General features: G+C 66.4%; 21 protein-coding genes and 1 pseudogene. 13 read left to right on the plus strand and 9 right to left on the minus strand.

Annotation, left to right across the window (positions count from 1 at the left end; all coding sequences use genetic code 11):
- The 7 genes from MJD61_09785 to MJD61_09815 form a co-directional block, all read right to left on the minus strand.
- Positions 1 to 714, minus strand: a 714-nt coding sequence (locus tag MJD61_09785; protein MCG8555560.1) for a pyridoxal-phosphate dependent enzyme, incomplete at its 3' end; no start/stop codon positions are given.
- Positions 715 to 855: 141 nt separating this feature from the next.
- Complete coding sequence (locus tag MJD61_09790) at positions 856 to 1,770, minus strand: M55 family metallopeptidase (GenBank protein MCG8555561.1); 915 nt, start codon at positions 1,768 to 1,770, stop codon at positions 856 to 858.
- Positions 1,767 to 4,511, minus strand: coding sequence for a pyruvate, phosphate dikinase (gene ppdK / locus MJD61_09795; GenBank protein MCG8555562.1), 2,745 nt, complete (start codon positions 4,509 to 4,511; stop codon positions 1,767 to 1,769). The genes MJD61_09790 and ppdK overlap by 4 nt, the downstream gene beginning before the upstream one ends.
- A gap of 80 nt (positions 4,512 to 4,591) precedes the next feature.
- Positions 4,592 to 5,383 carry a kinase/pyrophosphorylase gene (locus MJD61_09800; GenBank protein MCG8555563.1) on the minus strand — a complete coding sequence of 264 codons (792 nt, stop codon included), beginning with the start codon at positions 5,381 to 5,383 and terminating at the stop codon, positions 4,592 to 4,594.
- A gap of 125 nt (positions 5,384 to 5,508) precedes the next feature.
- Positions 5,509 to 8,064: a sigma 54-interacting transcriptional regulator gene (locus MJD61_09805; GenBank protein ID MCG8555564.1), complete on the minus strand. Its 2,556-nt coding sequence runs from the start codon at positions 8,062 to 8,064 to the stop codon at positions 5,509 to 5,511.
- 164 nt (positions 8,065 to 8,228) lie between these two features.
- A complete protein-coding gene (locus MJD61_09810; protein ID MCG8555565.1) occupies positions 8,229 to 11,015 on the minus strand; it encodes a hypothetical protein in 2,787 nt (928 codons plus the stop codon).
- Positions 11,016 to 11,111: 96 nt separating this feature from the next.
- Positions 11,112 to 12,044, minus strand: coding sequence for a 16S rRNA (uracil(1498)-N(3))-methyltransferase (locus MJD61_09815; protein MCG8555566.1), 933 nt, complete (start codon positions 12,042 to 12,044; stop codon positions 11,112 to 11,114).
- Here MJD61_09815 and MJD61_09820 point away from each other — a divergent pair.
- From MJD61_09820 to MJD61_09880, 13 genes and pseudogenes are all read left to right on the plus strand, one after another.
- Positions 12,034 to 12,450, plus strand: coding sequence for a polymer-forming cytoskeletal protein (locus MJD61_09820; protein MCG8555567.1), 417 nt, complete (start codon positions 12,034 to 12,036; stop codon positions 12,448 to 12,450). The two genes, MJD61_09815 and MJD61_09820, sit on opposite strands and share 11 nt — an antisense overlap.
- 312 nt (positions 12,451 to 12,762) lie before the next feature.
- Positions 12,763 to 13,365 carry an SRPBCC family protein gene (locus MJD61_09825; protein ID MCG8555568.1) on the plus strand — a complete coding sequence of 201 codons (603 nt, stop codon included), beginning with the start codon at positions 12,763 to 12,765 and terminating at the stop codon, positions 13,363 to 13,365.
- Between the two features lie 164 nt (positions 13,366 to 13,529).
- Complete coding sequence (locus MJD61_09830; GenBank protein ID MCG8555569.1) at positions 13,530 to 14,003, plus strand: ATP synthase F0 subunit B; 474 nt, start codon at positions 13,530 to 13,532, stop codon at positions 14,001 to 14,003.
- On the plus strand, positions 14,003 to 14,851 hold the full coding sequence (locus tag MJD61_09835; protein MCG8555570.1) for an ATP synthase F0 subunit B: 849 nt from the start codon (positions 14,003 to 14,005) through the stop codon (positions 14,849 to 14,851). Before MJD61_09830 ends, MJD61_09835 begins: the two co-directional genes overlap by 1 nt.
- Complete coding sequence (atpH, locus tag MJD61_09840; protein MCG8555571.1) at positions 14,848 to 15,393, plus strand: ATP synthase F1 subunit delta; 546 nt, start codon at positions 14,848 to 14,850, stop codon at positions 15,391 to 15,393. The genes MJD61_09835 and atpH overlap by 4 nt, the downstream gene beginning before the upstream one ends.
- A gap of 91 nt (positions 15,394 to 15,484) precedes the next feature.
- A pseudogene (gene atpA / locus MJD61_09845) lies at positions 15,485 to 17,065 on the plus strand (F0F1 ATP synthase subunit alpha).
- An 81-nt stretch (positions 17,066 to 17,146) separates the two neighbouring features.
- Positions 17,147 to 18,013, plus strand: a complete 867-nt coding sequence (gene atpG, locus MJD61_09850; GenBank protein ID MCG8555572.1) for an ATP synthase F1 subunit gamma — start codon at positions 17,147 to 17,149, stop codon at positions 18,011 to 18,013.
- A gap of 38 nt (positions 18,014 to 18,051) precedes the next feature.
- Complete coding sequence (atpD, locus tag MJD61_09855) at positions 18,052 to 19,485, plus strand: F0F1 ATP synthase subunit beta (GenBank protein ID MCG8555573.1); 1,434 nt, start codon at positions 18,052 to 18,054, stop codon at positions 19,483 to 19,485.
- On the plus strand, positions 19,485 to 19,916 hold the full coding sequence (gene atpC, locus MJD61_09860; GenBank protein ID MCG8555574.1) for an ATP synthase F1 subunit epsilon: 432 nt from the start codon (positions 19,485 to 19,487) through the stop codon (positions 19,914 to 19,916). The genes atpD and atpC overlap by 1 nt, the downstream gene beginning before the upstream one ends.
- Before the next feature lie 79 nt (positions 19,917 to 19,995).
- Complete coding sequence (locus MJD61_09865; GenBank protein ID MCG8555575.1) at positions 19,996 to 20,811, plus strand: fumarylacetoacetate hydrolase family protein; 816 nt, start codon at positions 19,996 to 19,998, stop codon at positions 20,809 to 20,811.
- Between the two features lie 305 nt (positions 20,812 to 21,116).
- Positions 21,117 to 22,427, plus strand: coding sequence for a S1 family peptidase (locus MJD61_09870; GenBank protein MCG8555576.1), 1,311 nt, complete (start codon positions 21,117 to 21,119; stop codon positions 22,425 to 22,427).
- Positions 22,428 to 22,555: 128 nt separating this feature from the next.
- Complete coding sequence (locus tag MJD61_09875; GenBank protein ID MCG8555577.1) at positions 22,556 to 23,044, plus strand: hypothetical protein; 489 nt, start codon at positions 22,556 to 22,558, stop codon at positions 23,042 to 23,044.
- Positions 23,045 to 23,131: 87 nt separating this feature from the next.
- Positions 23,132 to 23,554, plus strand: coding sequence for a hypothetical protein (locus MJD61_09880; GenBank protein ID MCG8555578.1), 423 nt, complete (start codon positions 23,132 to 23,134; stop codon positions 23,552 to 23,554).
- A gap of 104 nt (positions 23,555 to 23,658) precedes the next feature.
- Here MJD61_09880 and MJD61_09885 read toward each other — a convergent pair whose 3' ends face one another.
- Both MJD61_09885 and MJD61_09890 read right to left on the minus strand, forming a co-directional pair.
- Positions 23,659 to 24,399 carry an ATP-binding cassette domain-containing protein gene (locus MJD61_09885; protein MCG8555579.1) on the minus strand — a complete coding sequence of 247 codons (741 nt, stop codon included), beginning with the start codon at positions 24,397 to 24,399 and terminating at the stop codon, positions 23,659 to 23,661.
- On the minus strand, positions 24,396 to 24,697 hold a 302-nt coding region (locus MJD61_09890; protein MCG8555580.1), incomplete at its 5' end, for a molybdate ABC transporter permease subunit. The genes MJD61_09885 and MJD61_09890, both read right to left, overlap by 4 nt.

The raw sequence follows: 24,697 nt of genomic DNA on the forward strand, positions 1-24,697 counted from the left end.
AACCCGCGTTGCGACACCTTCGGCAAACGTCTTCATCTCGGCGTTGACCATCTGCCCCGACTTCCAGCTCAGTTGCATGGCAGGCGCCTGAGCGGATTGAGCACCGATCACCTGGATCCGTGGATTGATGCTCTTGGCAACGATGCTTACCGCCGACGCGCCGCTGCCGCCTCCCACCGGAACGAACACCATGTCCACGTCGGGCAGCTCCTCCAAGATCTCGAGAGCGTAGGTGCCGACGCCTTGGATCAGCGGAGCGTCCGTTGGGCCGACGTAGCAGCCTCCCCGTTCTTGGGCCACGGCCGTGATCCACTCGCGTGCCACGTCGAAATCCGGCCCGTAGGACACGACCTCTGCGCCCAGGCCGCGCATCGCGGCCACTTTGCCCGTGTTGGCGTTGTCCGGCACGGCGATCGTAGCCCGGACGCCGTGAGCGCGCGCTGCAAAGGCGATGCTCTGTCCGTGATTGCCGGTAGAAGCCGTGAACAGGCCAGCCTGGCGCTGCTGCGGGCTCAACCCCGCCACCAGGTTCAGACCGCCACGCACCTTGAACGCGCCCGTGGGCTGGTGGTTTTCGTGCTTGACCCACACGCGCGCCCCGAGCAGATCGGAAAGGCTCGCGTAGTGATGCAGGGGCGTGGGCTTCAAGTAGCGATAGACACGCCTGCGCGCCCGAAACACGTCGTGCAGGGTCGGAATATCGTGGGTCGTCATTCTCTGGCCAGCTCGCCAGCCACCATCGCACCCCCCGGGTCCGGTCGACTCCGTTCCCCATTCCCCAATACTCCTCGTCGTCGCGCTTCGCCAGCGGTGCCCAGTCCTCACCGAAACACACGAGTTATTCTTCCGCGGGCCCTAAGGGGCAAGGTCGGCATTGTACGACAACATGAACTCCAGGAAGCGGAAGACCTCGAGCACATTCGTTGCGCGGTAGCGGATGCTGTGCGAGTCCGTGCGATCGACGATCGGCAGCAGCGCCAACACCTGCGCAGGCCGGTAGTTCTTGAAGCGCACGTCGAGCTGCAACGGTGCTCTCGGCTTGTAGGGGCGGAACTCGTCGAGCCGCCGCAGCGCGCTGCGCACCTTGCGGCCGATCAGCTTGTAGGCAGCCTGGGGAGTCAAGCTGCGTGCCGAGTGGAAACTGTAGGCCCACTTCACGACCGCGCCCTCCACGGGCCCGATGACGCTCCGGGCCTCGTTCACGGTCGCGTCGTCGCCCGAAATCAGCACGACCGGCACATTGAAATGGCCGGCAACGGCCGCGTTGAGGGATGCCTCGCTCATGGCGACGCCGTTCAGGCGCACTTCGGCCAAGCGAGCGCTCGACAAGGTGTGGGCACGCACTCCGTGCAGGGCCGAGGTGCTGGTGTGGTAACCGAGGAAGATGGCGGCGTCGAACGTGGCGTCCATCCCCTGCATCATCATCAACGGCCGCGGCCAGGATCGCACGACCTGCACGCTCGCGGGCAGACGCTCGATCAGCAGGTTCTGACCGTTGCCGTGCGAGTCCGAGACGAGGATCTCGGTCGCCCCAGCATCGTAGGCCGCTTTGATGGCCGCATTGGTTTCGTTGGTCATGAACTCGCGGAAGCGCTGGTACTCGAAGCCCTTGGGCCCCAGCTGCTGCTCGGTGACCGCGCCCACGACCCCTTCCATGTCCACCGAGATGTAGACCTTGAGCTTGCGTTTGGCTTGTGCCGGCGCCGAAACGAGCAGGACCGTGGCACAAAGGCCCAGGACCAACGAGCAAAGCGGGTGTGCTGTTTTCACGATCTGGATCCTTGGTCAGCTGGCCCGCCGCTGCGTGCGGGCACATCGGTCGGGGAGCGCGCGACCTTCTTGCCGCGCTTGCGGGCCAGCGTCACAACAGCTTGGGCAGCAGCCAGTCGCGCCACAGGCACGCGGAAGGGCGAGCACGAGACGTAGTCGAGCCCGACCCGTTCGCAGAACGCTATCGAGGCTGGATCGCCTCCATGTTCGCCGCAAATACCCAGCGACAACCCCGGCCGGGCGTCGCGGCCGCGGGTCGCAGCGAGCTGGATCAGCTGGCCGACACCGTTGACGTCGAGCGATACAAAAGGGTCCGCCGACAGAATCCCCCTGTCTTGATAGACCTGTAGGAAGCTGGCGGAATCATCACGCGAGACACCGAATGTGGTTTGGGTCAGATCGTTCGTGCCGAAACTGAAGAACTCCGCCTCCGCGGCGATGTCGTCTGCGATGAGCGCCGCCCGTGGCACCTCGATCATGGTTCCCACCTTGTAGTCGAGCGATATGCCGGTGCGCTCGGACACCTGCTCCGCAACCGCGGTGACCTGTTCCCGCAAGATGCCCAGCTCGGCGCGCGTCGCAACCAGAGGGATCATGATCTCGGGCTTGACGGACCTGCCCTGCCGGACGACCTCGCAGGCGGCCTCGAAGATCGCCCGAGCTTGCGTCTCGTAGATCTCGGGATACGTGATACCGAGCCGGCAGCCACGGTGACCGAGCATGGGATTCGCTTCACGCAGGCGCTGAACACGCAGTCGCACCTCACGGGCGTTCCACGCTGTGGCCTTGGCGAGTTGCTCCACTTCCTCGTTGGTGTGGGGCAGGAACTCGTGAAGCGGGGGGTCGAGCAGGCGCACCGTCACCGGAAAGCCCTGCATGATCTCGAAGATCTCGACGAAGTCGGCCCGCTGCATGGGCAGGATCTTGGCAAGCGCCCGCCGGCGCCCGGCCTCGTCGCTCGCCACGATCATCTCGCGCATCGCCAGGATGCGCTCCCCCTTGAAGAACATATGCTCGGTGCGGCACAGGCCGATGCCTTGCGCTCCGAGGCGGCGCGCGGCACGCGCGTCCTCGGGCGTTTCCGCGTTCGCGCGCACCCCCAGGCGCCGCACTTCGTCAGCCCAACTGAGCAGGAGCGTGAACTCGCGCGGCAACTCGGGTTCGATCGTGTCCAGCTTGCCGGCTATCACCTCGCCCGAGCTGCCGTCCAACGTGATGTGGTCCCCGCTGCCGATGATGCTGGCTCCCACCCGCAAGGTACGGCTTTCCGCGTCGATGACGATCTCGCCGGCACCGCAGACGCACGCGCGGCCCATTCCACGAGCCACCACGGCGGCATGGCTCGTCATGCCGCCTCGACTGGTAAGGATACCGCGCGCCGCCGCCATGCCGTGAATGTCTTCGGGACTCGTCTCGGCGCGCACCAGGATGACGGGCGTCCCTTGCTGCGCCAGCAGCTCGGCTTCATCCGCCGTGAACGCCACCTGCCCGGAGGCACCGCCCGGAGAGGCCGGCAGGCCGCGGGTCAACACGCGCCGCTCGGCCCCGGGATCGAGCCGCGGGTGCAGCATCTGTTGAAGCGCGGACGGCTTGACGCGATCGAGCGCCTTGGAGCGACCGATGAGCCCGGCTTCCGCCATTTCCACGGCCACGCGAAGCGAGGCGGCAGCCGAGCGCTTCGCGTTGCGCGTTTGCAGAATCCACAGCGTGCCGGCCTGCACGGTGAACTCGATGTCCTGCATGTCACGGTAGTGGGCCTCGAGCTTGCCAGCGATCCGAGCAAGCTGATCGTACGCTTCCGGCATGGCCTCTTGCATGGCCGGTGATTCCGACCTGACCCGTCTCTTTCCAGCCACCGTGAGGCTCTGTGGCGTTCGGATGCCGGCCACGACATCTTCGCCCTGAGCGTTGACCAGATACTCGCCGTAGAGCGAGTTTTCGCCGGTGGATGGGTCCCGCGTGAAAGCCACGCCGGTGGCCGAGTCCATTCCCATGTTGCCGAAGACCATGGCCTGCACGTTGACCGCCGTGCCCCAGTGCTCGGGAATCCCGTGGAGCCTGCGGTAGGCGACCGCACGCCTGGCTTGCCAGCTGCCGAACACGGCACCGACAGCTCCCCAAAGCTGCTCGCCAGGCTGGTCGGGAAACACCCGAGGGCTGTCGCTACGCACGATGCTCTTGTATTCGACGCAGAGCTCACGCAGCGCTTCCGCGCTGAGCTCGGTGTCGAGCTTGACCTTGTAGGTGCGCTTCGTGTCCGCCAGCACCCTTTCGAAGCGCTCCATCGGTAGATCCAGCACGACGTTCGCGTACATCTGAATGAACCGGCGGAAGCTGTCGAAGGCGAAGCGCGCGTCGCCGCTGCGCCGCGCCAGTCCTTCGACCGTGGCGTCGTTGAGACCGAGATTGAGCACCGTATCCATCATGCCCGGCATCGAGGTGCGGGCACCGGACCGAACGGAGAGCAGCAAGGGGCGCTCCGCGTCGCCGAAGCTCGACCCCAGCTCCTGCTCCATCCGCGCGACGCCGTCACTGACTTGCTCGCGCAAACCCTCCGGATACCGACCCCCGTTGCCGTAGTAGTGCGCGCACACCTCGGCAGTGATGGTGAGCCCCGGCGGAACCGGTAGCCCGAGGTTGCTCATCTCGGCCAGACCGGCGCCCTTGCCTCCCAGCAGCTCGCGCATCTCGGCGCGGCCTTCGGCGGAGCCGCGTCCGAACGTGTAGACCCACTTTTTCATGTCGCCCTCATCACGAGCACCACTGCCCTGATACCAGGTCTGCGCGCGCTAGCTTAGCACTAGCTTGGCTAAGCTAGGTGCTAGTGCCCGAGAATGATCGTCGCTGTGTCCTCGATCGCGCGGCCGCTGACGTCGACCACGCGCCAGCCGTGCTCCGCAAAGAAGCTGCTCGCGTAGTCGAGCTCCTCGCGCACATGGTCGGCCAGCCCATAGTTCGTTTCCACGGGCATGCCCAGCTGCCGCAGTCGGGCCCTGCGGATTTCGAGCAGATGCGCCACATCGATCGTGAGTCCCACGACGCGCTCGGGATCGAGCCGATGCAGCTCGGCGGGCGGGGGGACGCCCAGTACCAGAGGCACATTGGCCACCTTGAGGCAGCGGCGAGCCAGGTACATGGACAGCGGCGTCTTGCTCGTGCGACTCACGCCCGCAAGGACCAGGTGCGCCTTGTGCAAGCCCGCCGGCTCCTTGCCGTCATCGTGCTTGACTGCAAACTCCATCGCCTCGACCCGGCGAAAATACTCCTCCGAGAGCGGAAGCGTCGCCGAAGGAACATTGAGCGGGGTCGCCTCGAGGAAGCTCTCGATCTTGACCAGCAGGGCCCCGATGATGTCGACGGCCTCGACTCCATGATCGCTCGCAACCTGATAGCAGTGCTGGCGCAGCTCGGTGTCCACGAGCGTGAACAGCAGCAGGGCTCCCGCCTTGGAGGCTGCCCCCACCACCTGCTGCACGGCAGCTCGCGTACGCACCCGGGGGTAGCGCTGCAGCTCGATCTGATGGCCGGGAAACTGCCGGAGCGCCGCCCGCAGCACACGGGATGCCGTGTCACCGGTCGAATCGCTCAGCAGAAACACCCTGGGGCTGTCCATGACCCGTGATGGCTGCGCCTGCGCTGCGGATGGCCGCACGCCTTGGGGCCCGATACACCCAATCCACCAGCATGTCGAGGCGTGAGCGTCCCCAGCGGGCCCCTGGGGCCTGCTGGCCCTTGGAATCACGCTTCGGCTTCGCGACGCTGCGGGCTTTCGCCGTTGCCTTCGACCGCGCTCTGCGCTTCTTGCCCAGTCTTGTAACGACGGTACTTATCAAGGAAGGTCGTGCGCTTGAGACCAAGCAAACGGGCGGCTTCACTCTTGTTGCCATGGGCGCGCGCAAGGGCATGTTCGAGCAACCGGCGCTCCACCGTGTCGTAGCTGCCCGTCAGCGGATGGTCCTGCGCGCTTTGCTCGGGCCGGCTCGAGGCACGCAAGCGCGCCGGCAGATCCTCGACACGCAGGCGCGTACCTTGCAGCGAATCTACGGCCCGCTCGAGGACACTCTGCAGCTCGAGCTCTCCATCGGGCCATGGATAGCGTATCAGCAGTTTGTGCGCCTCGGGCTCGATCCCGGCTACCGGGCGGCCGCGTGCGCGGCACGCGCGATCCACGGCGAGCAGCAGAAGCGAGGGCAGGTCCTCGGGCCGTTCGCCGAGCGGCGGCAGCTCGAGCCTCAGCGGTGACAACCACCGGGCAAGCTCCGCGTCGAACACGCCCGTACCCACCAGCGGCTCCAGATCAACCCGAGCCGTGGCGATGATGCGCGCGTGGACCGGATAGTGGGAACCACCGTCGACCGGGCACGCCTGGTGGCCGGACACCGCCTGCGCAAGGCGGCGCTGCGCGTCGAGCGCCAGCGCTGGCACGTCGAGCAGCAGCAGCGATCCACCCTCGGCGAGCTGCAACCAACCGGCGTGCGAGCCCGGATCCGCGCGCCGGCCAAACAGTGCCGAGGCGCCTGCCTCGCCACGAACGATCACACAGTCCCCCACCACGAACGGTTCGTCGCCGCGGCCACTCTCGAGATGCAGCAGCTGTGCAAGCGACCCGATCGCCTGCTGCCCTTCTCCGCAAAGCAGGACGGGTGTTTCGAGCGGGGCGACCCGCAGCGCCCGGGCCACGAGCTCTTGCATGGCCGGGCTGTAGGAGACGAGGTTTTGCCGCTGGAGGTCGGAACCGGCCCGTCGCAGCAGCGCAATTTCGGATCGGCGGCGCTCGAGCTCCAGCTTGATGCGCTCGATCCGTTCCTCGGCCTCGCTGTGGTGACGCGCCGCCTGCGAGGCGCGACGCTGCGCCCGTGCGTGGGCGCATACAAAGGCCGTGAGGGTGGACAGCAGGACGCACAGCGAACGCAGGGAAGCAAGCTCCTCCAGGGTCAAGCCGCTGCGACGGCGCCCCCGTGGCACGACCAGGGCGCCTTCGAGCTCGCCCTCGTTCGACAGCGGCGCAACGCACAGCGCGTCGAGCTCGCTCAGCACGTCGATCAGCGGACGCAGGTCCGGGCGCCGTACTCGTCGAGCCTCGAGCGGCTCGCGCAGGACGATGTCGGAAGGCGCAGCCGCAAGGGCCGAGATCAGGGCGGGAGGCATCCCGGCAACGCTGACGTGAGCTTGGCCGGCCCCGTCGAGGTGAGCTCGCAGAGCCGGCTCGACGGTGAAGAGCAGCGGCTGTGCACGCGCATCGCGACCGGCTTCGCGCAGGGGAAACAACACCGCCTGTGCGATGTCTTCCATGGTGCCCGCGCCCGCCAGCTGGGCGCGAGCCCGGCCGAGCGCGTCAAGCAGGCGCCCGGCGAAAGGCGCCATGGTTCGTCGCATTCCCAACCGCAGCAGCTGGTAGACCCCGCCGGCCACCAGCAGAGTCAGCGTGACGGCGAGCGCAGTGGGCGCCGCCTCCACGGCGAATGCGCCGGCGACCAGCACGGCCGCCGCAACGACCGCCGTCAGCGTCAGCAGCGCCGCCACCAGACTGCGGGCCGCGCCCCCGGCGCTCAGGCGCCTGCGGGCGTCGATCATCAGGACATGGCCGCCCACCACGCCGAGCAAGGCACATGCCACGAAACCCGAAAGCGAGTCAGCTGCGATGGGCAGACCGCACAGCCGCAGCACGGCAAGCACGACTGCGCCGCCGGCGGCGGGCAGCAGCCCGATGATCGCCCAGGCGTTGGAGGCCAACGCCTCGGGCGCACTGCCCATGCGACGCCGTGGCAGGCGCAGCAACAACGCGAGCGGTACGCACAGGGCCCCGAACGCGCGAGCGGGGTGAGCCGCGAGGTCGGGCGGTCGCAAGGGCCCAAGCTCCAGCCAGCCAAAGGCAAATGAAGCAACCTGCAGCAGCGTGACGAGGATCGCCACGGTGTAAGCCACCGCTCGTATCCAGCGTAGGCGGACGAGCGCCGCCGGCCGATCCGGCACGTCCAGGGCAAGGTCGATCAGCAGCCCACCAAAGAGCGCGCCGGCACTCCCGGTCAGGACCGCCAGGCCCATTGGCATCGTGGCCGGACGCATCGCTCCCACGAGCAGCAAGCCGGCAAGCAATCCCAGCAAGCGCACGCGGCGCCGGGGCTCGGGGTCGGCGCGCCAGCCGCTGGCCAAAGGCGCCACGGTCAAGGCCAGTGACGCGATCCCAAGCGCAATCCCGAACGCGCCGAGCGGCTCCCCGGATGCGGCCACGTAGGCCGCCGCATACGCGACAGCGGCAGGCCCAAGAAGAGGCGCGATCCGGCCCTGGCGCATCCACCCACTTCCTACCGGCTTTGGGGGCCCGGGGCAAATGCCGGACTGCATTGCCGGGGCGCCACAAGGGGCGATCGGCGTGCACGAGCGCGCCGCTTTCGGCCGCCAGCAGCACGCTGCGGTCGAGCACTATCGCGCCCTTGGGTTGCGACGAGATCAAGATTTCAGCGTATTGACACCGCCCTTCGTCGCTCGCGCTCGAGCCACTGCACGTACTTGCGCTGGACACGCTCACGGGTGCGCTTGGACGCGGAGGGATGGTACCCATAGTACTGTCGCGTCACTTGCTGTAGCTCGGCACCGGCCTGGGCACGCATCGCCTCTTCGGCGTGCATCAGACTGTCGATCAGCCATTCGACCCGGTCACGTCGCTGGTTGCGCTGCGCCCACTGGCGCCAGCGCCTGGAGACGCGCCCGAAATCCTGCGCGGTCACGAGGCTGAGCGCACGCGCGGCCGCCTCCACCACTGCCTGCTCTCGCGCCTCCAGGCCCACGATGAGCACGTCCACCGCGCCCTCGTCACGCAGGTCGGCGAGCGCCGCAATCACGGTTATCCGCTCTGCAGGTTCCCGACCCTGCTCGGCCGCTACGGCGCGTAGCTGGTCCAGCGCAGCTGCGTACTCGGCGCTTTGCCTGAGCGCACGCAGGCCCTTGAGAGCGGGCAGGCGAGCCTTTGCCCGGCGATCGAACAGCCGCTCGAGCAGCGGTTCGACCAGACTGGGATGCGCGATCTCGGACGCCACCACCGTGGCACACCAGCGCGTCTCCTCCTGGGGAGCCCTGAGAAGCGGCGCCAGGTAGGGTCCAGCACGCTTGCCAAAGGCGAGTAGCGCTCTTGCAATGCCACTGATCTCTCGAGCAGCGGGGACCCGCTGGCGCGCCCCGTCTCGCTGCAACCACAATGTGCCCGGAAACGACTGTACCAACAGAGGCAGCGCGGCATCTCCCATCCGCAGCAAACTGGAGATCACAGGGGTTTCGTAGCCGGCTCTGCACGTGCGCAGCCGGCCCACCAGCGCGGACAGCTGCTCACCCATGTCGACGATGATCGTAGGTTCGTGTGGACCTGGAACGGGTGGAACGCTCGGTTCCTCGGGGGTTGGGGAAGGCGCGTGCCGGGCCTCATGCGCGTCGTGCGCGTCGCGCGCCTCGCGTACACGACGCACGCGCGCTTGGGAGTCTGGCCGTGTGTCGCGTGCCTGACGCCCTGTCGTCTGACCCTCGCCATTCGGAATCGCGACGGGCGGGACGCGGCCTCGCTCCCAATTGCCGCCCGCCTCCGGCGGCGTTTCCGGGTTCGGAGCCGCGGGCCGAGGAGCGCTCGATCGCGGGCGCGGGGGAACCTCGGGAGGAGGAGGCGCTGATCGCGGAATGCCGAGCACGGAGAGCGCGTTCCTGGACGTCGCTGACTGGTTTGGCGGCGCTGCATCCGATGGCGCTGCATCCGATGGCGGCGGCTCCAGCGGTGTTGAATCCGGCCGGGCATGGGGGCGCTGTGGTGGCGAGCGATCGCTAGCGCCAACGCCACGGCCGAGGGAGCGCAGCGTCACCGGCCGACCCCTGCGCCGCCGTCCCGTGCCAGGGGACCTGACCGCAGGCGCGCGTGTCGCGGTACCGACTGCTGCCAGCGGCGCTGCCGTTTCTGGAGGCCTCCCCGTACCGGGTTCCTGTTTCCCGGCGCGCGCGTCCGTGTGTGCAGGTGACGCTGCCGGCATCGAGGCGGGTGGGGCCATCGGCGCTGCGCCGCCTGCCGGCTGCTGCGTCTCGGCCGCGTCCGGCGCCGAGGGCGGCGCCAGGCGATTGCGGCTTGAGCCCGCGGTCCGTTGTGCCTTGCGCGCCTTGAGGACGCGCTCGAAAGCCTGCCCCACCGAGGGCAGCACGTCGGTCAGGTGCGCCAAATCGGCCAGCTCGAAGGGCTGGCCAGCTCGGTCTCCGTACAGCAGCAGGACGGTTCGCTTCCGCAGCACGACAGGAAGCACCACGACCGGACGAGCCGCTGTCCGGTGCATGCGAGCTAGCGCGGGGTCGCTCGCATGGCCGGTGTTGCTCTGAACCGCCACCCGACCGTGGAACGCGTCATGCAGCAACCCCGGCTCTCGCAAGGCAAAGGTCAAACGCTCCCCAGCCAGCTCAGCCGGCAGTCCCTCGATGCCAACACTGTGCACCGTATCCCCGCGTACAGCGAAAGCCACGGCGCAGTCGAAGAACTGCCTGGCGTACGCGAAGCACAGCTCGACGATGGTGTCGCGGTTCGGGGCGCTGCGCAGCAGCTCCTGCACGATGCCTGGGGTCAGCGGTCCCAGGCTCCAGGCTGGACCCGATGCCTGTGGGGGAGCGTCAACCGCGGTGGAAGCCGCAACGGCCGCCGTTCGCGGGTCACCCTGCGCTGGGGACGCCCCAACGGGGGTCGAGCCCCGGTCAGGAGGCCGGGCGATTCCCGGCGTCTCGGACCGGCCCTTGATACGCAAAGGACCTGCGTCCGTGTGCTCCAGCCTCGCGATCAGCCCTTGCATGCTCTCCGGAACCGTGATGCCGTAATGTTTGGCCAGTGCGGCACAAATTCGGGCATCAACTGCGATACGTGTCTCGATCTCACACCCGGACAGCGAGCCCAGCTCGCGCCGGATGCCTGGAGCCACAGGATCTGCGGCGGCAACCACGAGCCGGCGCCCTTCTCGGGCTACCGGCACCAGGCGGTAGCGCGCCGCCTCCTGGGCCGGAATCAAGCGCACGACCTCGGGTGGCGAGCTCATCAGCTGCTCCCGGGACGCTGGCACCAGCGCAAACGCTGCTGCGCGGTACGCGTTGAGCACGTTTTCGGGAACCGCGCCGAGCTCGAGCAGGGCCTGGTCGATCTCGCACCCGCTCAGGACCTGTCGCTGCAGGGCCTCCTCGATCTGAGCGACACTCACCACCTGGTCGCGCACCAGTAGGGACGAGAGAGCGGACACGGCGTGCGGCTGCCTTCCTGAGTGATGTGAATGTGGTCGTCGACCCGGTTGGTGTCAAACCCCGCTGATCAGCCTACCACCACCCACCTCGAGCGGTCACCCCAACGGTGCCATCTCGCCGAGCCGATCGAGCACGAGCGCAAGGGCGACCGGGGCGGCGGTCTCGACCCGCAGCACGCGCCGGCCGAGGCTCGCGGAAACGAAACCCAGCCGCTCAAGCTCGCCCAGCTCCGTCGCGCCGAAGCCCCCCTCCGGTCCCACCACCAACCACACCTCCCGAGCCGGGGGAGTCTCGGCGATGTCCAGCTCGACCCTTCGGTCACGCGGTCGCATGGCCAGCGCAGCGTCGAGGCAATGCCGAGTGCGTGCCTGCAAGACCACCCCGAGCGCGGCCTGCGGCTTCGCCCTCGCCGCATCCAGCAAGGCTTGTGGCTGCGCGAGCTCGGGACAAGCCCCGCCCCCCGACTGCCGGCGGGCCTCGGCAGCGATCCGGCGCAGGCGCGCGTGGCGCCCGGCCCAGCGGGCAGCATCCAGCCGGGGCACACTGCGCTCGCTGTTGACCGGCAGCACAACGGCCACGCCGAGCTCCGTTGCCATCCGCACGACCGAGTCCAGCTTGGCTCCCTTGGGCAGCGCCTGTACCAGCACGACCCTCGTGCGCGCGCACAGCAGCGAACGAGCGTCCGGGAGCCCGGTGGACACCCGGCACAACCAGCGACCCGATGCACGGCCAACGACGCGAGCCAGGGCTTGGTTGCCGTGGGCATCGAAGAGGGCGAGCTGGCTACCGGCACGCAGCCGCAACACGCGGGCGTGATGCGCGGCTTCCGGGGGCAATACCAACTCCCCCCCGTCCTCGGGAATCCGGGGCACGTGCAGACGCGGCCACTTGCTTGGCGAGTGGGTTCGAATGGCTTGCGGTTGCTGCTGCACCAGTAGGCCGTCTAGCACGTACAACCCGCCCGAGGCGGTCAGGTTGCCGGTTTCAGACGGCTCCCGTAGGGTGGTGCGACAAGCGATGTCCAGCAAGGACCCGAGCGGTATCGAAGAAATCAGCGCCCTGCTTGGCGAGGGGACCCGTTTCGAGGGCAAGCTGGCATTTCAGGGCCGCGTTCGGATCGACGGCCATTTCACAGGGGAGATTTTCGGCGACGATGTGCTGATTGTCGGCCAGAGCGCCCGAGTGCAAGCCCAGATCCAGGTCGGCACCCTGATCGTGCGTGGCGGTACGGTACAAGGGAACATTTGTGCAGATAAACTGATCGAAGTCCATGCGCCCGGAAGAATCCTCGGCGATGTGCGTGCACCTCAGCTTTACGTGGACAAAGGCGTCGTACTGGAAGGCAGCTGCCGTATGACGCCGGAATCCGACAACGCGGAGCCTTCCCCCGCGGCGGCCGAAAGCTCGCTGCAGGACTCGCGACCGGCCAACTGAGAGCCCGCGGAGGAACGGCTCATCCATTTCGCCGGTTCTGACCACCGCTGGCTAGGTTGCTGCTCCTCGAAGTATCCCCAATACTCCTCGCCGCCGCGCCTCGCCAGCGGCGCCCAGTCCTCGCCGAAACACACGAGTCGTTCTTCCGCGGGCCCTGAGGGCCCGTTCAAGAATGGCTTTCCCTTTTCCGGCGGGTCCTGAATACGCCGGACGCGGGCCCGTCCGGTTTGTATGCCGGCCAATAGCAGCTACACTCCAATGGCCATGTGGCGGGGCGTCGCGGCGATGCGTTTGGTTCCTGCAGGGCGAAGCGTGCTTCGGAACTGCACCTGGCGGCAGCTTGCCGGGGCCTGCTCGCTCGGGATGCTGCTGTTGCTGACCCATGGGGCTGTCGCGGCAGAGGATCCGCGAAAGGCCGTGAAGCGACTGTCCGACGGCCGCATCGAGGTAAGCTCTCGCCCCTACCCCGGCACCGATGTGAGGATGGGCCACGCACAGGCGATCATCGATGCCGCTCCGAACCGGGTCCTTGCAGTGGTGGTTGACTACTCCCGGTATGCGGAGTTCATGCCCCACTTCAAGGTCTCGCGCGTTCTCGCCCAAAGGGGCCCGAAGGCCATCGTCTACCTGCAGGCGGGGATCCTCAAGGACACCGTGACGATATGGGCGCAGCTCAAGGTGGAGGCCTCGAAACAGCACGGCAGCACCGACGTGATCGAGGCGCGGATGACCAAAGGCAACATCGAGCACATGACTGCCCGTTGGGAGCTCACTCCGCTCGACGAAAAACACACGCTGGTGAGCTTTCAATTCCTGATCGACCCGGACCTGCCGGTGCCCTCATCGCTGGTCACGAACGAAAACGTCAAAGCAAGTCGCCGCGCGGTAGCCGCGCTTCGCCGCCGCTTGATGTAGTAGTGCTGCTGACCCGACTCTCTGCATGATTTCACTCGCGCATGACCCGACCCGCCGATCACTTGATGCCCGCATGAGCGCACGTCTTCCTTGCTTGACGGGTCTCATGCCGGCTGTTAGGAACAGCGCGCATTTGCGGGCCTCACCGCCTGTTTCATGATTCCATGTCCGCGACCATCGCCCTTGCCGTGTTGCTAGCAGGGGGCTCCCTCATCGACCTCGACGGGACCTTCTTCTTGCAGCTTGCGCTGTTCTTCGTCGCCTTCCTCCTGCTTCGCGCCTTCGTGTTCAACCCGGTCATGGAGCTGTTCGAGGCGCGGGAGAAGGCTATTGATGGCGCCCGCCGAGACGCTCGTCAGCTCGAAAGGGAAGCCGCCCGCCGGACGCACGAGTTCGAAGAGGAGCTGAAGCGCGTACGCAACGCCTCCAATCGGGAGCGCGACCTGCTGCGTGCGGAGGGGCAGAGGCTTGCTGCCGAGCTCACCGGAAGGACCCGAGCCGATGCGCAGGCGGCGCTCGCAAAGGCACGCGCCAGACTGGAGGCCGAAGGCGCGGCGCTACGAGCAGAATCGACCAAGCAAGTGCCCGTCCTGGCCCGCGAGATCGCCGCGCGCCTGCTCCAGCACAGGACGCCTTGATGCGGCAGGTGCAGACCGGAGCACCAGCAGGTTGTAACCGGGAGTTGTTCTGGCTGCGTTCGCCGTTTCGATCCGGGTCTGACAGCCCACACAAGCAGCCCTCGCAGTGCGTCGATGCGGCCAGGCGCCGGGGCGCGAGGCGCTGGCGCAGGACGCTTTGCGCGGCCACGAGCGTGCTCGCCACGCTGCTCGCCATGGCCGCGCAGGCCCAGCACGCAACGGAGCAGGCGCACGACCCGGGCTTGCTGCACAGCATCGCAAACATCGGCTTCATAGCGAAGGTAACCAACTTCGCCGCAGTCGTTGCGCTGCTCGTGTGGGCGAGCCGCAAACCCCTGCTCGAGTTTCTCAAAGCCAGACGGCGATTCGTCCAGGAAGGGCTCGCCGAGGCGGCCAAGCGCAAGGCCGAGGCCGAGGCGGTTCACCGCGAGTACACCGAGCGTCTGGCGACGCTCGACGAGGAGCTGCAGCGCACGCGCGTGGAGATGACCCGCTCCAACGAGCGGGAGAAGCATAGGATTCTCGAGGAAGCACAGAAGACAGCCGACAAGCTGCGCCGGGATACGGAAGCCATGATCGCACAGCAGATGAATCTGCTGCGCTCCGGTATCCAGCGGGAGGTCGTCGAGCAAGCGGTGAAGGCGGCCGGCGACCTGTTGCGCCAACAGATCGGCCAAGGTGATCAGCAACGTTTCGCTCAGGACTACCTGCAAGCGCTCGGAAGGCTCGCAGCCGCCAGGCAGTCGTACGAGGACGATCGGGAGCTGCGGCGGCCAGCTCAAGATTCCGCGCAGACGCTGGACCAGATGAGCGGCGCGGAGCCCAGCCACGAGGAACGACCGTCGTGAGCGGATCGGTCATAGCGAGACGCTACGGCACGGCGCTGTTTGATCTGGCGGATCGTCAGCAGCAGATCGACAGGGCCGGCAACGATATCGCTGCCTTCTCCGAGATGTGGCGAACAAGCTCGGAGCTGCGCCGAGTGCTCGAGGACCCTCGCTGCGGCACGGAGCTGCGACGCAGGGTGTTGACTCGACTGGCCGAGCGCGCGGGGCTGTGCGCGTGCGTGCGTTCTGCGCTGCTCCTTCTGTGCGACCGCAAGCGTCTGCGCTTGGTCCGCGAGATTGCCGAAGTCTACGCGGAGCTCCGAGAACGACGCGCTGGCGGCGTGCGAGCGGAGGTCATCAGCGCGACCCCGTTGCCGGCTGGATACTCGGACGAGCTCAAGCGCGCGCTCGAGCACGTGACAGGACGGCGAGTGCGGCTGGTGCTGCGCGAGGATCGCTCCCTGATTGGAGGCGTGATAACCCGAATCGGCGATCGCATGCTCGACGGCAGCGTACGGCATCAGCTACAAGCCATGCGGGAGCGATTGCTACCACAGGGATAGCGTTTTCGGCTTTGATTCGCCGGCCCCTTCGCCGGCAGTCGCTCGCCGAGCTATGCAAGTAATCACTGTTCCGGGACACCAGGTGAACTTCATGCAACTCCGCGCAGAAGAGATTTCACGCATCATTCGGGACCAGATCGCGTCCTACGACGGTGCCGTGTCCGTGATGGAAACCGGTACGGTCCTGACGGTGGGCGACGGCATCGCGCGCGTTCACGGCCTGGACAGCGCCATGGCGGGCGAGCTCGTCGAGTTCCCCGGCAGCCTGACGGGCATGGTGCTCAACCTGGAGTCGGACAACGTTGGGGTGGCGATATTGGGGACCGACACAGGGATTCGCGAGGGCGATTCCGTCAAGCGCACGGGCCGCATCGTTGACGTGCCGACCGGTGAGCCCCTGATGGGCCGCGTGGTCAACGCGCTCGGCCTGCCCGTGGACGGCAAGGGGCCGATCGAGAGCAAGTCCCGCCGCCGGGTCGAGCTAAAGGCGCCGGGCATCATCGCCCGCCAGCCCGTCAAAGAACCCCTGCAGACGGGGCTAAAGGCCATCGACGCCATGATCCCCATCGGGCGCGGTCAACGCGAGCTCATCATCGGCGACCGTCAGACAGGTAAGACCGCCATCGCCGTAGATACGATCATCAATCAGAAGGGCAAAGACGTCTACTGTTTCTATGTTGCAACCGGCCAGAAGCAGTCCACCGTGGCCCAGGTCGTCGACCGCCTGACGGCTCACGGGGCCATGGACTATACGACGGTCATTGTCGCCGGCGCCTCCGAGACCGCGCCGCTGCAGTTCATTTCCCCCTACACCGGCTGCGCCATGGCCGAGTATTTTCGCGACAGCGGCCGCCACGCGCTCGTGATCTACGATGATCTGTCCAAGCAGGCTGCAGCCTACCGCCAGCTCTCCCTGCTGCTGCGGCGTCCTCCGGGACGCGAAGCCTACCCTGGTGATGTCTTCTACGTCCACAGTCGCCTGCTCGAGCGGGCCGCCAAAATGGCCGAAGAATGGGTCGTCCTTCAACAGGGCCGCTCCCCGCAACGTCCCCATGATCACTCCCTGATCTTCGCCGGCCCGGAAGGCGAGCAGCAAGCAAAGACCAAAGCTCGGCAGCAGGGCGGGGGCGCCAGGGCCCACAAGCTCGAGGACTCCGGCGGCTCGCTGACGGCTTTGCCCATCATCGAGACCCAAGCCGGTGATGTGTCGGCCTACATTCCCACCAATGTAATCTCGATTACCGACGGTCAGATCTTTCTGGAATCGGACCTCTTCTACTCCGGCGTACGCCCAGCTATCAATGTTGGCATCTCGGTATCGCGGGTTGGCGGCAGCGCCCAGATCAAGGCGATGAAGCAGGTGGCTGGAACGCTGCGTCTGGATCTGGCCCAGTTTCGTGAAATGGCGGCCTTCGCCCAGTTCGCCTCGGACCTCGACAAGGCGACCCAACAGCAGCTGGCGCGCGGCCAGAGGCTGGTCGAGATCCTCAAGCAGCCTCAATACGCTCCCATGGCGGTCGAGGAGCAGATACTCGGTGTGTTCGCAGCTACCCAGGGCTATGTCGACAACTATCCCGCCGCAAGCGTCGCACGTTACGAGTCCGAGCTCAGGGCCTTCGTCAAGTCCAGCCACCCCCAGGTTCTGGAGCGCATACGCAAGGAACGGGCGCTATCCGATGACCTGAAAAATGCGCTCCATGAGGCGATCAAGGCTTTTGCTCAGGGCTTTGACGCACAGAAGAAAGACTAGGGCATGTCCGGCCTGAAGCAGATCCGAAAGCGGATCGCCAGCGTCAAGAGCACGCAGAAGATCACGCGGGCCATGAAGATGGTTGCCGCGGCACGCCTGCGGCGCGCCCAGCAGGCCATCACACAGCTGCGACCCTATGCGCTCGAGACCCTGGATGTGCTCTCTTCCCTCGCCTCCCGCAGCGAGGGAGAGCTCGCCCATCCTCTGCTGGAACGCCGCGAGATCAACAAGGTGCTGCTCGTCGCTCTGACAAGCGATCGCGGACTTGCCGGCTCCTTCAATGCCAACGTCAACAAGCATGCCCATCGCTACGCCTGGGAGCTGGAGGAGCAGGGTGCCGAAGTCTCGATCGGCACCATCGGACGCAAGAGCCGCGACTACTTTCGGCGCCGCGGTGTCACATCTCGACACGAATTCACGGGTGTATTCGAGAACCTCAACCTGGAGAAGGCACGTGAGATCGGCGCGGTCATCATTGACGAATACACGCGCAGCGAGCTGGACGCAGTCTACCTGGTATACAACGAATTCAAGAGTGCGATCAGTCAGACCGTGGTCATGGAGCCTCTGCTGCCCATCAAACCCATGGAGGCGCAGGACGACGACCTCGTGGATTTCGTGTACGAGCCAGGCCGGCGAGCCCTGCTGGACAGGCTTCTGCCCATGTACGTGGAAGTCGAGGTCTACCGAGCATTGCTTGAATCGGTAGCATCCGAGCACGGGGCGCGCATGACCGCCATGGATGCAGCAACCAAGAACGCGGCCGAAATGATCGCGAAGCTGACCCTACAGTTCAATCGCGCGCGACAGGCGGCCATCACCAAGGAATTGATGGAGATTATCGGCGGTGCCGAAGCGCTCAAGAACTAGCTGTTAGCTACCAGCTGCTAGCATGAGGTACGAGAACAATGCCTGAACTTCAAAACGGACGCGTCTGTCAGGTCATGGGACCGGTCGTGGACGTGGAATTTCCGCCGGAACAACTTCCCGACCTGCTGACCGCCCTACGGGTGAGCAACGCGGCGATCAGCGACCAACCATGGAACCTGGTTCTCGAGGTGGCGTCTCACCTGGGGGAAAACACGGTCCGCACCATCGCCATGGACGCCACGGAGGGACTGGTGCGCGGGCAACAAGTCAAGAACACGGGTGGCCCAATCAAGGTACCGGTGGGGCGTGAGACCCTGGGCCGCATTCTCAACGTGGTGGGCGACCCCGTAGACGAGGCAGGGCCCGTCACGGCGAAGCGGCGCGCGCCGATCCACAAACCGCCGCCGAGTTTCACCGATCAAAGCACCCAGGTTCAGATCTTTGAAACGGGAATCAAGGTCATCGACCTGTTGGCCCCCTACCGTAAGGGTGGCAAGATCGGCTTGTTCGGCGGGGCCGGCGTCGGCAAGACGGTCCTCATCATGGAGCTCATCAACAACGTGGCCAAGGCGCACGGCGGGGTCTCGTGCTTCGCAGGAGTGGGAGAGCGCACTCGAGAGGGCAACGATCTCTTTCTGGAAATGAGCGAATCGAAGCTCGAATCGGGGGAGTCGGTCATCTCGAAGACGGCGCTTGTCTACGGCCAGATGAACGAGCCTCCTGGTGCACGGGCGCGGGTTGCACTCAGCGCCCTGACCGTGGCCGAGTACTTTCGCGACGATGAAGGGCAAGACGTCCTGCTGTTCGTGGACAATATCTTCCGCTTCACGCAGGCTGGGTCGGAGGTTTCGGCGCTGCTGGGCCGTATTCCAAGCGCGGTCGGCTACCAGCCGACGCTGGGCACCGAGATGGGCGCGTTGCAGGAGCGCATTACGTCGACCAACAAGGGCTCGATCACCTCCGTGCAGGCGATCTACGTTCCTGCCGCCGATCTACCCGACCCGGCACCGGCAGCGGCTTTTGCCCACCTTGACGCCACCACGGTACTGTCGCGCGCCATTTCCGAGCTCGGCATCTATCCGGCGGTGGATCCGTTGGACTCCAACTCGACCATGCTCGATCCCGCCGTGATCGGGGAGCGCCATTACAAAGTGGCGCGAGCCGTCCAGCAGACCCTGCAGCGCTACAAGGACCTGCAGGACATCATCGCCATCCTCGGCATGGACGAGCTCAGCGAGGACGACAAGCAGGTCGTGGAACGCGCCCGCAAGGTGCAGAAGTTTCTCTCACAGCCCTTTTTCGTGGCGACCCAGTTCACGGGCACTCCAGGAAAGTACGTGGCCTTGGAGGAGACCATTTCGGCATTCGAGGAAATCCTCAGCGGCGAGCTCGATGAGCTTCCCGAACAGGCATTCTACATGGTTGGCAACATCAACGAAGCGAAGCAGCGGGCACAGGAGCTTGCGAGCTAATGCGCGAAACGGGCGGAGCACTGACCCTGGAGGTCGCCACACCCGCGGGCCTGGCGGTCCGAACCGAGGCCTACTGGGTGCAGCTGCCTAGTGTGCTGGGCGAGCTCAGCGTGCTGCCCCAGCACATTCCCCTGCTGGCCGCGGTCAACGCCGGTGCGCTCCGCTATCGCTCGCAGGACGGGGATCAGCTGGCAGCTATTGGAACCGGTTACGTCGAGGTTGGACCCGAGATCGTGCGACTGCTCACCGATGAGTTCGCCAAGGCAGACGAGATCGAGCTCGATCGAGCCCAACAGCAGCTGGTAGAAGCCCACGAGCGTCTGGACGCCTTCGATGGGCCCGCCGAAAGCCAAACCCACCAGGAGCTCGCAAGTGCGGTGGCCTGGGCACAGGCCCTGGTTCGCATAGCCAACGAGCAGAGCGAACGCTAGAGCGGGCCGGTACTAGCGCGCACCTGCCAAGAGGTCGTTGATATACGAATAGATCTGTGTCAAGGATCCTCGTTGGAACATGAAGCTCTACAACACCCCCAACGGACTGGTACTGGAACGGGACGGCGCTTTTGACTCCTTGGGCTCCCTGTCGCTCGACCGCCTGCTCACCAGCGAGGCTGCACTCGATCTGATCGAGGCGAGCCGATCGGGAGCGACCGCGCAGCCGACGCAGCTGCTGGCTCCCGTCGGAAGTCAGGAGGTGTGGGCGGCGGGCGTGACCTACTACCGCAGCCGCACTGCACGCATGCAGGAATCGGCGAACAGCGGCGGCGCCGATTTCTATGACAACGTCTACAGCGCAGAACGTCCCGAGCTGTTCTTCAAGGCCAATCCGCATCACGTGGTAGGGCCGGGGGCCGCCGTGCGCATCCGCAAAGACTCGAAGTGGAACGTGCCGGAGCCCGAGCTCACCCTATGCGTCTCGAAAGCGGGCACTATCCTGGGCTACACGGTCGGCAACGACGTCAGCTCGCGGGATCTTGAAGGCGAAAACCCGCTCTACCTGCCGCAAGCCAAGACCTACGATCAGGCCTGTGCGCTAGGTCCCTGCATTCTTCTGGGCGAGCAGAGCGTGGGGCCCGACACCCAAATCAGCATCCGTATCGTGCGAGCGGGAACGATCGTGTTCGAGGGCAAGACCGCGCTCGAGCAGATGAAGCGTGCTCCAAGGGAGCTGGTCGCGTTCCTGACCAGGGAGAACAGCTTCCCCTACGGCGCTTTTCTGATGACCGGAACCGGTATCGTCCCCAGCAACGATTTCTCGCTCGCTTCGGGTGACGAGGTCTCCATCACCATCGACGCGATCGGGACCCTGACCAACCCGGTGGCCTAGTACCGCTTGCCAGGGCGCGGCAGCGCTTCGCGATGTTGGCCGTGGATGGATAAACGTGCACGCGAGGTACTAAGGGCCCGCGGCCCTAAGGCTCCGGTGTCGAGATTTTCTGGTGGAAGCAAGGTCGGGTCTGATCTAAAGAAGAGAGCTTCCGGAACGGGGAACGCTGGCTCGATGCAGCATGGCCTCGCCGTTCGGGAGGCGCGGCCAGCTCTGCTCGCGTACGGCAAACGACGCCCGCAGGCTGAAAAAACGCCCGCAGGCTGAAAAAACGCCCGCAAGGCTGAAAAAACGGGAGTATCGTGATGAAGATCCGTCCGACATTTGTCCTGGGTTTGCATAGTCTGGCCGGCCTGGTCGCCGCCCTGACCAGCTGCACCGCACCAACGACGCCCGAACAGTCGATTGAGCCCGCGCGAGCCAAGGTCATAGGGGGCTTCCCCGCGCCGTCGGGCATCGACGCGGTGGGCTCGCTCGTCGTCCCCTACACGGACGAGGAAGGCAGGGAACGCTACAACCCCTTCTGCAGCGCGGCGCTCATCTCGCAGCGGCAGGTCCTGACCGCAAAACACTGTGCCGTCTTCGTCAAGAACGTTCCGGTCGCCTTCGGCTTTGGCCCCGACGGACGCCAGCCCAAACGCATCGTGCATGTAGTCGACTGGGTAGCCCCCCCGAACGATCTCGGTCTGGTGACATCCTTTGGGCGCGACCTCGCGGTCTTGCACCTGGCCGAGCGGGTTACCGACCGCGAGCCCATGAAGCTTGGCACGCTGGACGCATCGCGCATCGGCGACGTCCTTGTAAACGCCGGCTACGGCATGCAGGACAACTCGGGAACCGCGGGAACCCGCAAGGCGGGAAAGGAGACGTTGCGCGCGCTCGAAGGCAACATCTTCGAGGTCATGTTGGGCGGTTTCGAGCAGTTCTTCGAATGGTACACCGGCTGCGCATGGGATTGGCCTCCGCCCGACGTCGTGGAGCCCGACTTCTGCCCCAGCTTCCGCCATCCGTTCTTCATCGCGTACCTGCGCACGATCTACGACGAGGCCCTGCTGGTGCCTGGATACTCCTTTGTTGCGGGAGGCGCGCCGGGCGACTCGAACACCTGCTTTGGCGATTCCGGCAGCCCCTACTTCGAGGCAGATGAGCATGGCGTGTTGACCACCTACGGCGTCGTTTCGAGCGGCATGGGCTCGGTCGACCAGGTGTGCGATTTCGGGACCATCATGGTCGGCTTCGGCCCGAGGAACATGAGCCTGATAGAGAGGGCGCTGCGCTGGGAAGATCCGTGTCCGGTGTCACGAACGGGCGTTTGCGAGGGCAGCGTGGCCAAACGCTGCACCCAGCCGTACGAGGGTCTGACCCGTGTGGTCGAGCTGGATTGCGCGCTCGCGGGGCTGAAGTGCGTGGTCGACGAAGAGACGAACCTGGCCGGTTGCACGGATGGCCGCGGCGGATTCAAGTCAGCCCGGCCACGTCCACCCAGGCAAAGCGAGGAAGACATGGAACGGCTGCATGCTCGCATCGCTCGCGCGTATGGCCGCCTCCAGCTGCTGGAAGCCGCAGATCCCGGCCAGACCGAGGCTGCAGCGCGGCCCACGAACCATACTCCTTGAAATGGCGCTGCAGTGCATCGAAACCGAACCGCGGCCGGCGCCGATTCGCCGGCCCCAGCGCCGCCAATCGCTCGCAGACTCATGTACGGAATCAGGGATCCAGGACACGAGCTGGGCATCGTCTTGTCATGAAGGCCACGAAACAACGCGCTCGATTGTTGTTGCTGCCGGGGCTTACGCTGGTGGTGTCCTGCGTGGGGTGCGTGGACAACAGCGACGTACTGAACGCGGACGGGCGTGCGGGCGCTGCCGGCTCCCCGGACGGCGGGCTCAGCCTGAACGCGGACGGGCGTGTGGGCGCCGCAGGCAGCTTCGACGCTGGGGCCGGCGATTCCGGGCAGCGTCTTTTTTACTGCACGACCGTGCGCGAATGCGGCCAACCCGTGGCTGGACTCGAGGCCTGCTGCACGTCGGGCGGCGTGTGCGGGAGCCGGCCCCCTCCCGTGTGCGCGCTGAGCAAGACCAAGACCTGCCGGACCCCGGATGACTGCGGCAGCGGACTCGGTCTAGAGCGATGCTGCATGGCTGGCATGTGCGGCGTGGCACGGCCGCGTGCCTGTCTGCCGGTGTTCGGCCAGCCCGCGGCCGACGCCGGTCCCATGGACGGCGGAGGCTAGCACCGCGTTCGAGGCGGGCGCCAACGGCACCGCGCCAACGGCACGGCGCTCACCCGGCTGCGGCCGTGTTGCTTCGATGGGTAACGCATGACGCAGGCGGTGATCCGAAACGATGACGTGCCGAAGCTGCGCCGCTTCATGGACCGTATCCGAGGCGTGCCGGTTCGTTACGATTTGCGCGCCTACGAGCGCGTCGTTCGGCAGATCGATGCGCTCGACGGCGCGCTGCGGCAGCTCGACGATGCTGATCTTCGTGCGCAAGCGCAGCGCCTGGGGCGGGCGGGCTCGTCCGCCGAGCCTGCGCGGGTGGCGCGATTGTTTGCGCTGATCCGGGAGCTTGGGCGACGCAAGCTCGGGCTGCGGGCGTTCGGCGGCTGTGGCGCGCTGGTGGCGCAAGGATCGGCCAGCGGCAGCTGGCGAGGACGAACCCCGCGAGCGCGGCGGCAGGGGGAGCAAGAGGCCTGGAGGTCGTGCGTAGCCGAGCATGGTCACCGGTCACCGCCGCAATAGGCTTACGAGAGGTTCGGGGTCGCTGAGGTCGGCCACCACCTCGTCGGGCTGCGTCGACGCGAGCTCGCCAACGGAATAGCCTCCGAGATCGAAGATGACGGCCCTCATGAAGACATCCGAGCGTCCACCCCTACGAACTCGGCGACGAACGCGGAAGCCGGCCTTTCCCTGAGGGCAGCCAGGCTGCCGGTCTGTACGATCCGGCCCTGTTCGAGCGCGCAAACGAGCGCACCCAAAGCCGCGACGTCGCGCACGTCGTGGGTCGCCACCACAGACGGGCGGCCGAACCTCTGCAGTCGTTCGGCGAGAAAGCTCCGCACGGTTCGACGCATGCTCACGTCGAGCGCGGCAAGCGGCTCATCCAGGAGCAGCAGCTCCGGCTCGATGACAAGCGCACGGGCGAGCGCAACGCGCTGCTGCTCGCCGCCAGACAGCCCCGCGACGCGTCGATGGGCAAGCGCCACGCAGCCGAGACCTGCGAGGACGTCACGAGCCTTGCGCTCACGATGGTAGCGCGCCAACTTGTGCGGTCCGGTCGATAGCCCGAAGGCGACGTTGTCGAGCGCGCTCAGGTGCGGGAACAGCCTATAGCCCTGGGGGACGTAGCCGACGCGGCGCCGCTCCATGGGCACGTGGATGCTGGCTCGGCTGCTCGCAAGGACCTCACCAGCCACCACGATCTCGGCGCGTTCGGCGTTGACCGCACCGGCAAGAACGCGCAGCAACGTGGTCTTGCCGCTGCCGTTCGGACCGATGAGCGCGAGCGCTCCAGCGTTCCCCTCAAGCTCCACGTCGAGCTCGAAGGCGCCCAGGCGGGCGCTGACCGCGGCCCGCCAGCCGCTCATGCCGACCTCCAGATGGCAGCCCGCCTCATCGTGGGCACGAGGCGAAGCCCTACCAGCAGCACAGCCCCAAGCGCGGCCAGTACCAGCGAGAACACGGTGGCGAGGCGGACATCCGACTCGAGCGCCGAGAAGATCGCGAGCGGCATCGTCTGCGTCCTGCCGGTCATGTTGCCGGCAAACAGCAACGTCGCGCCGAACTCGCCAAGCGCACGCGCCCACGCGAGCGAGGCACCGACGACGAGCCCGGGCAGGGCCACCGGCAAGGCGACGCGCAGAAAGGCGACGGCTGGCGATGCGC

It is taken from the genome of Pseudomonadota bacterium (genome assembly GCA_022361155.1).
Classification (GTDB): Bacteria; Myxococcota_A; Polyangia; order Polyangiales; family JAKSBK01; genus JAKSBK01.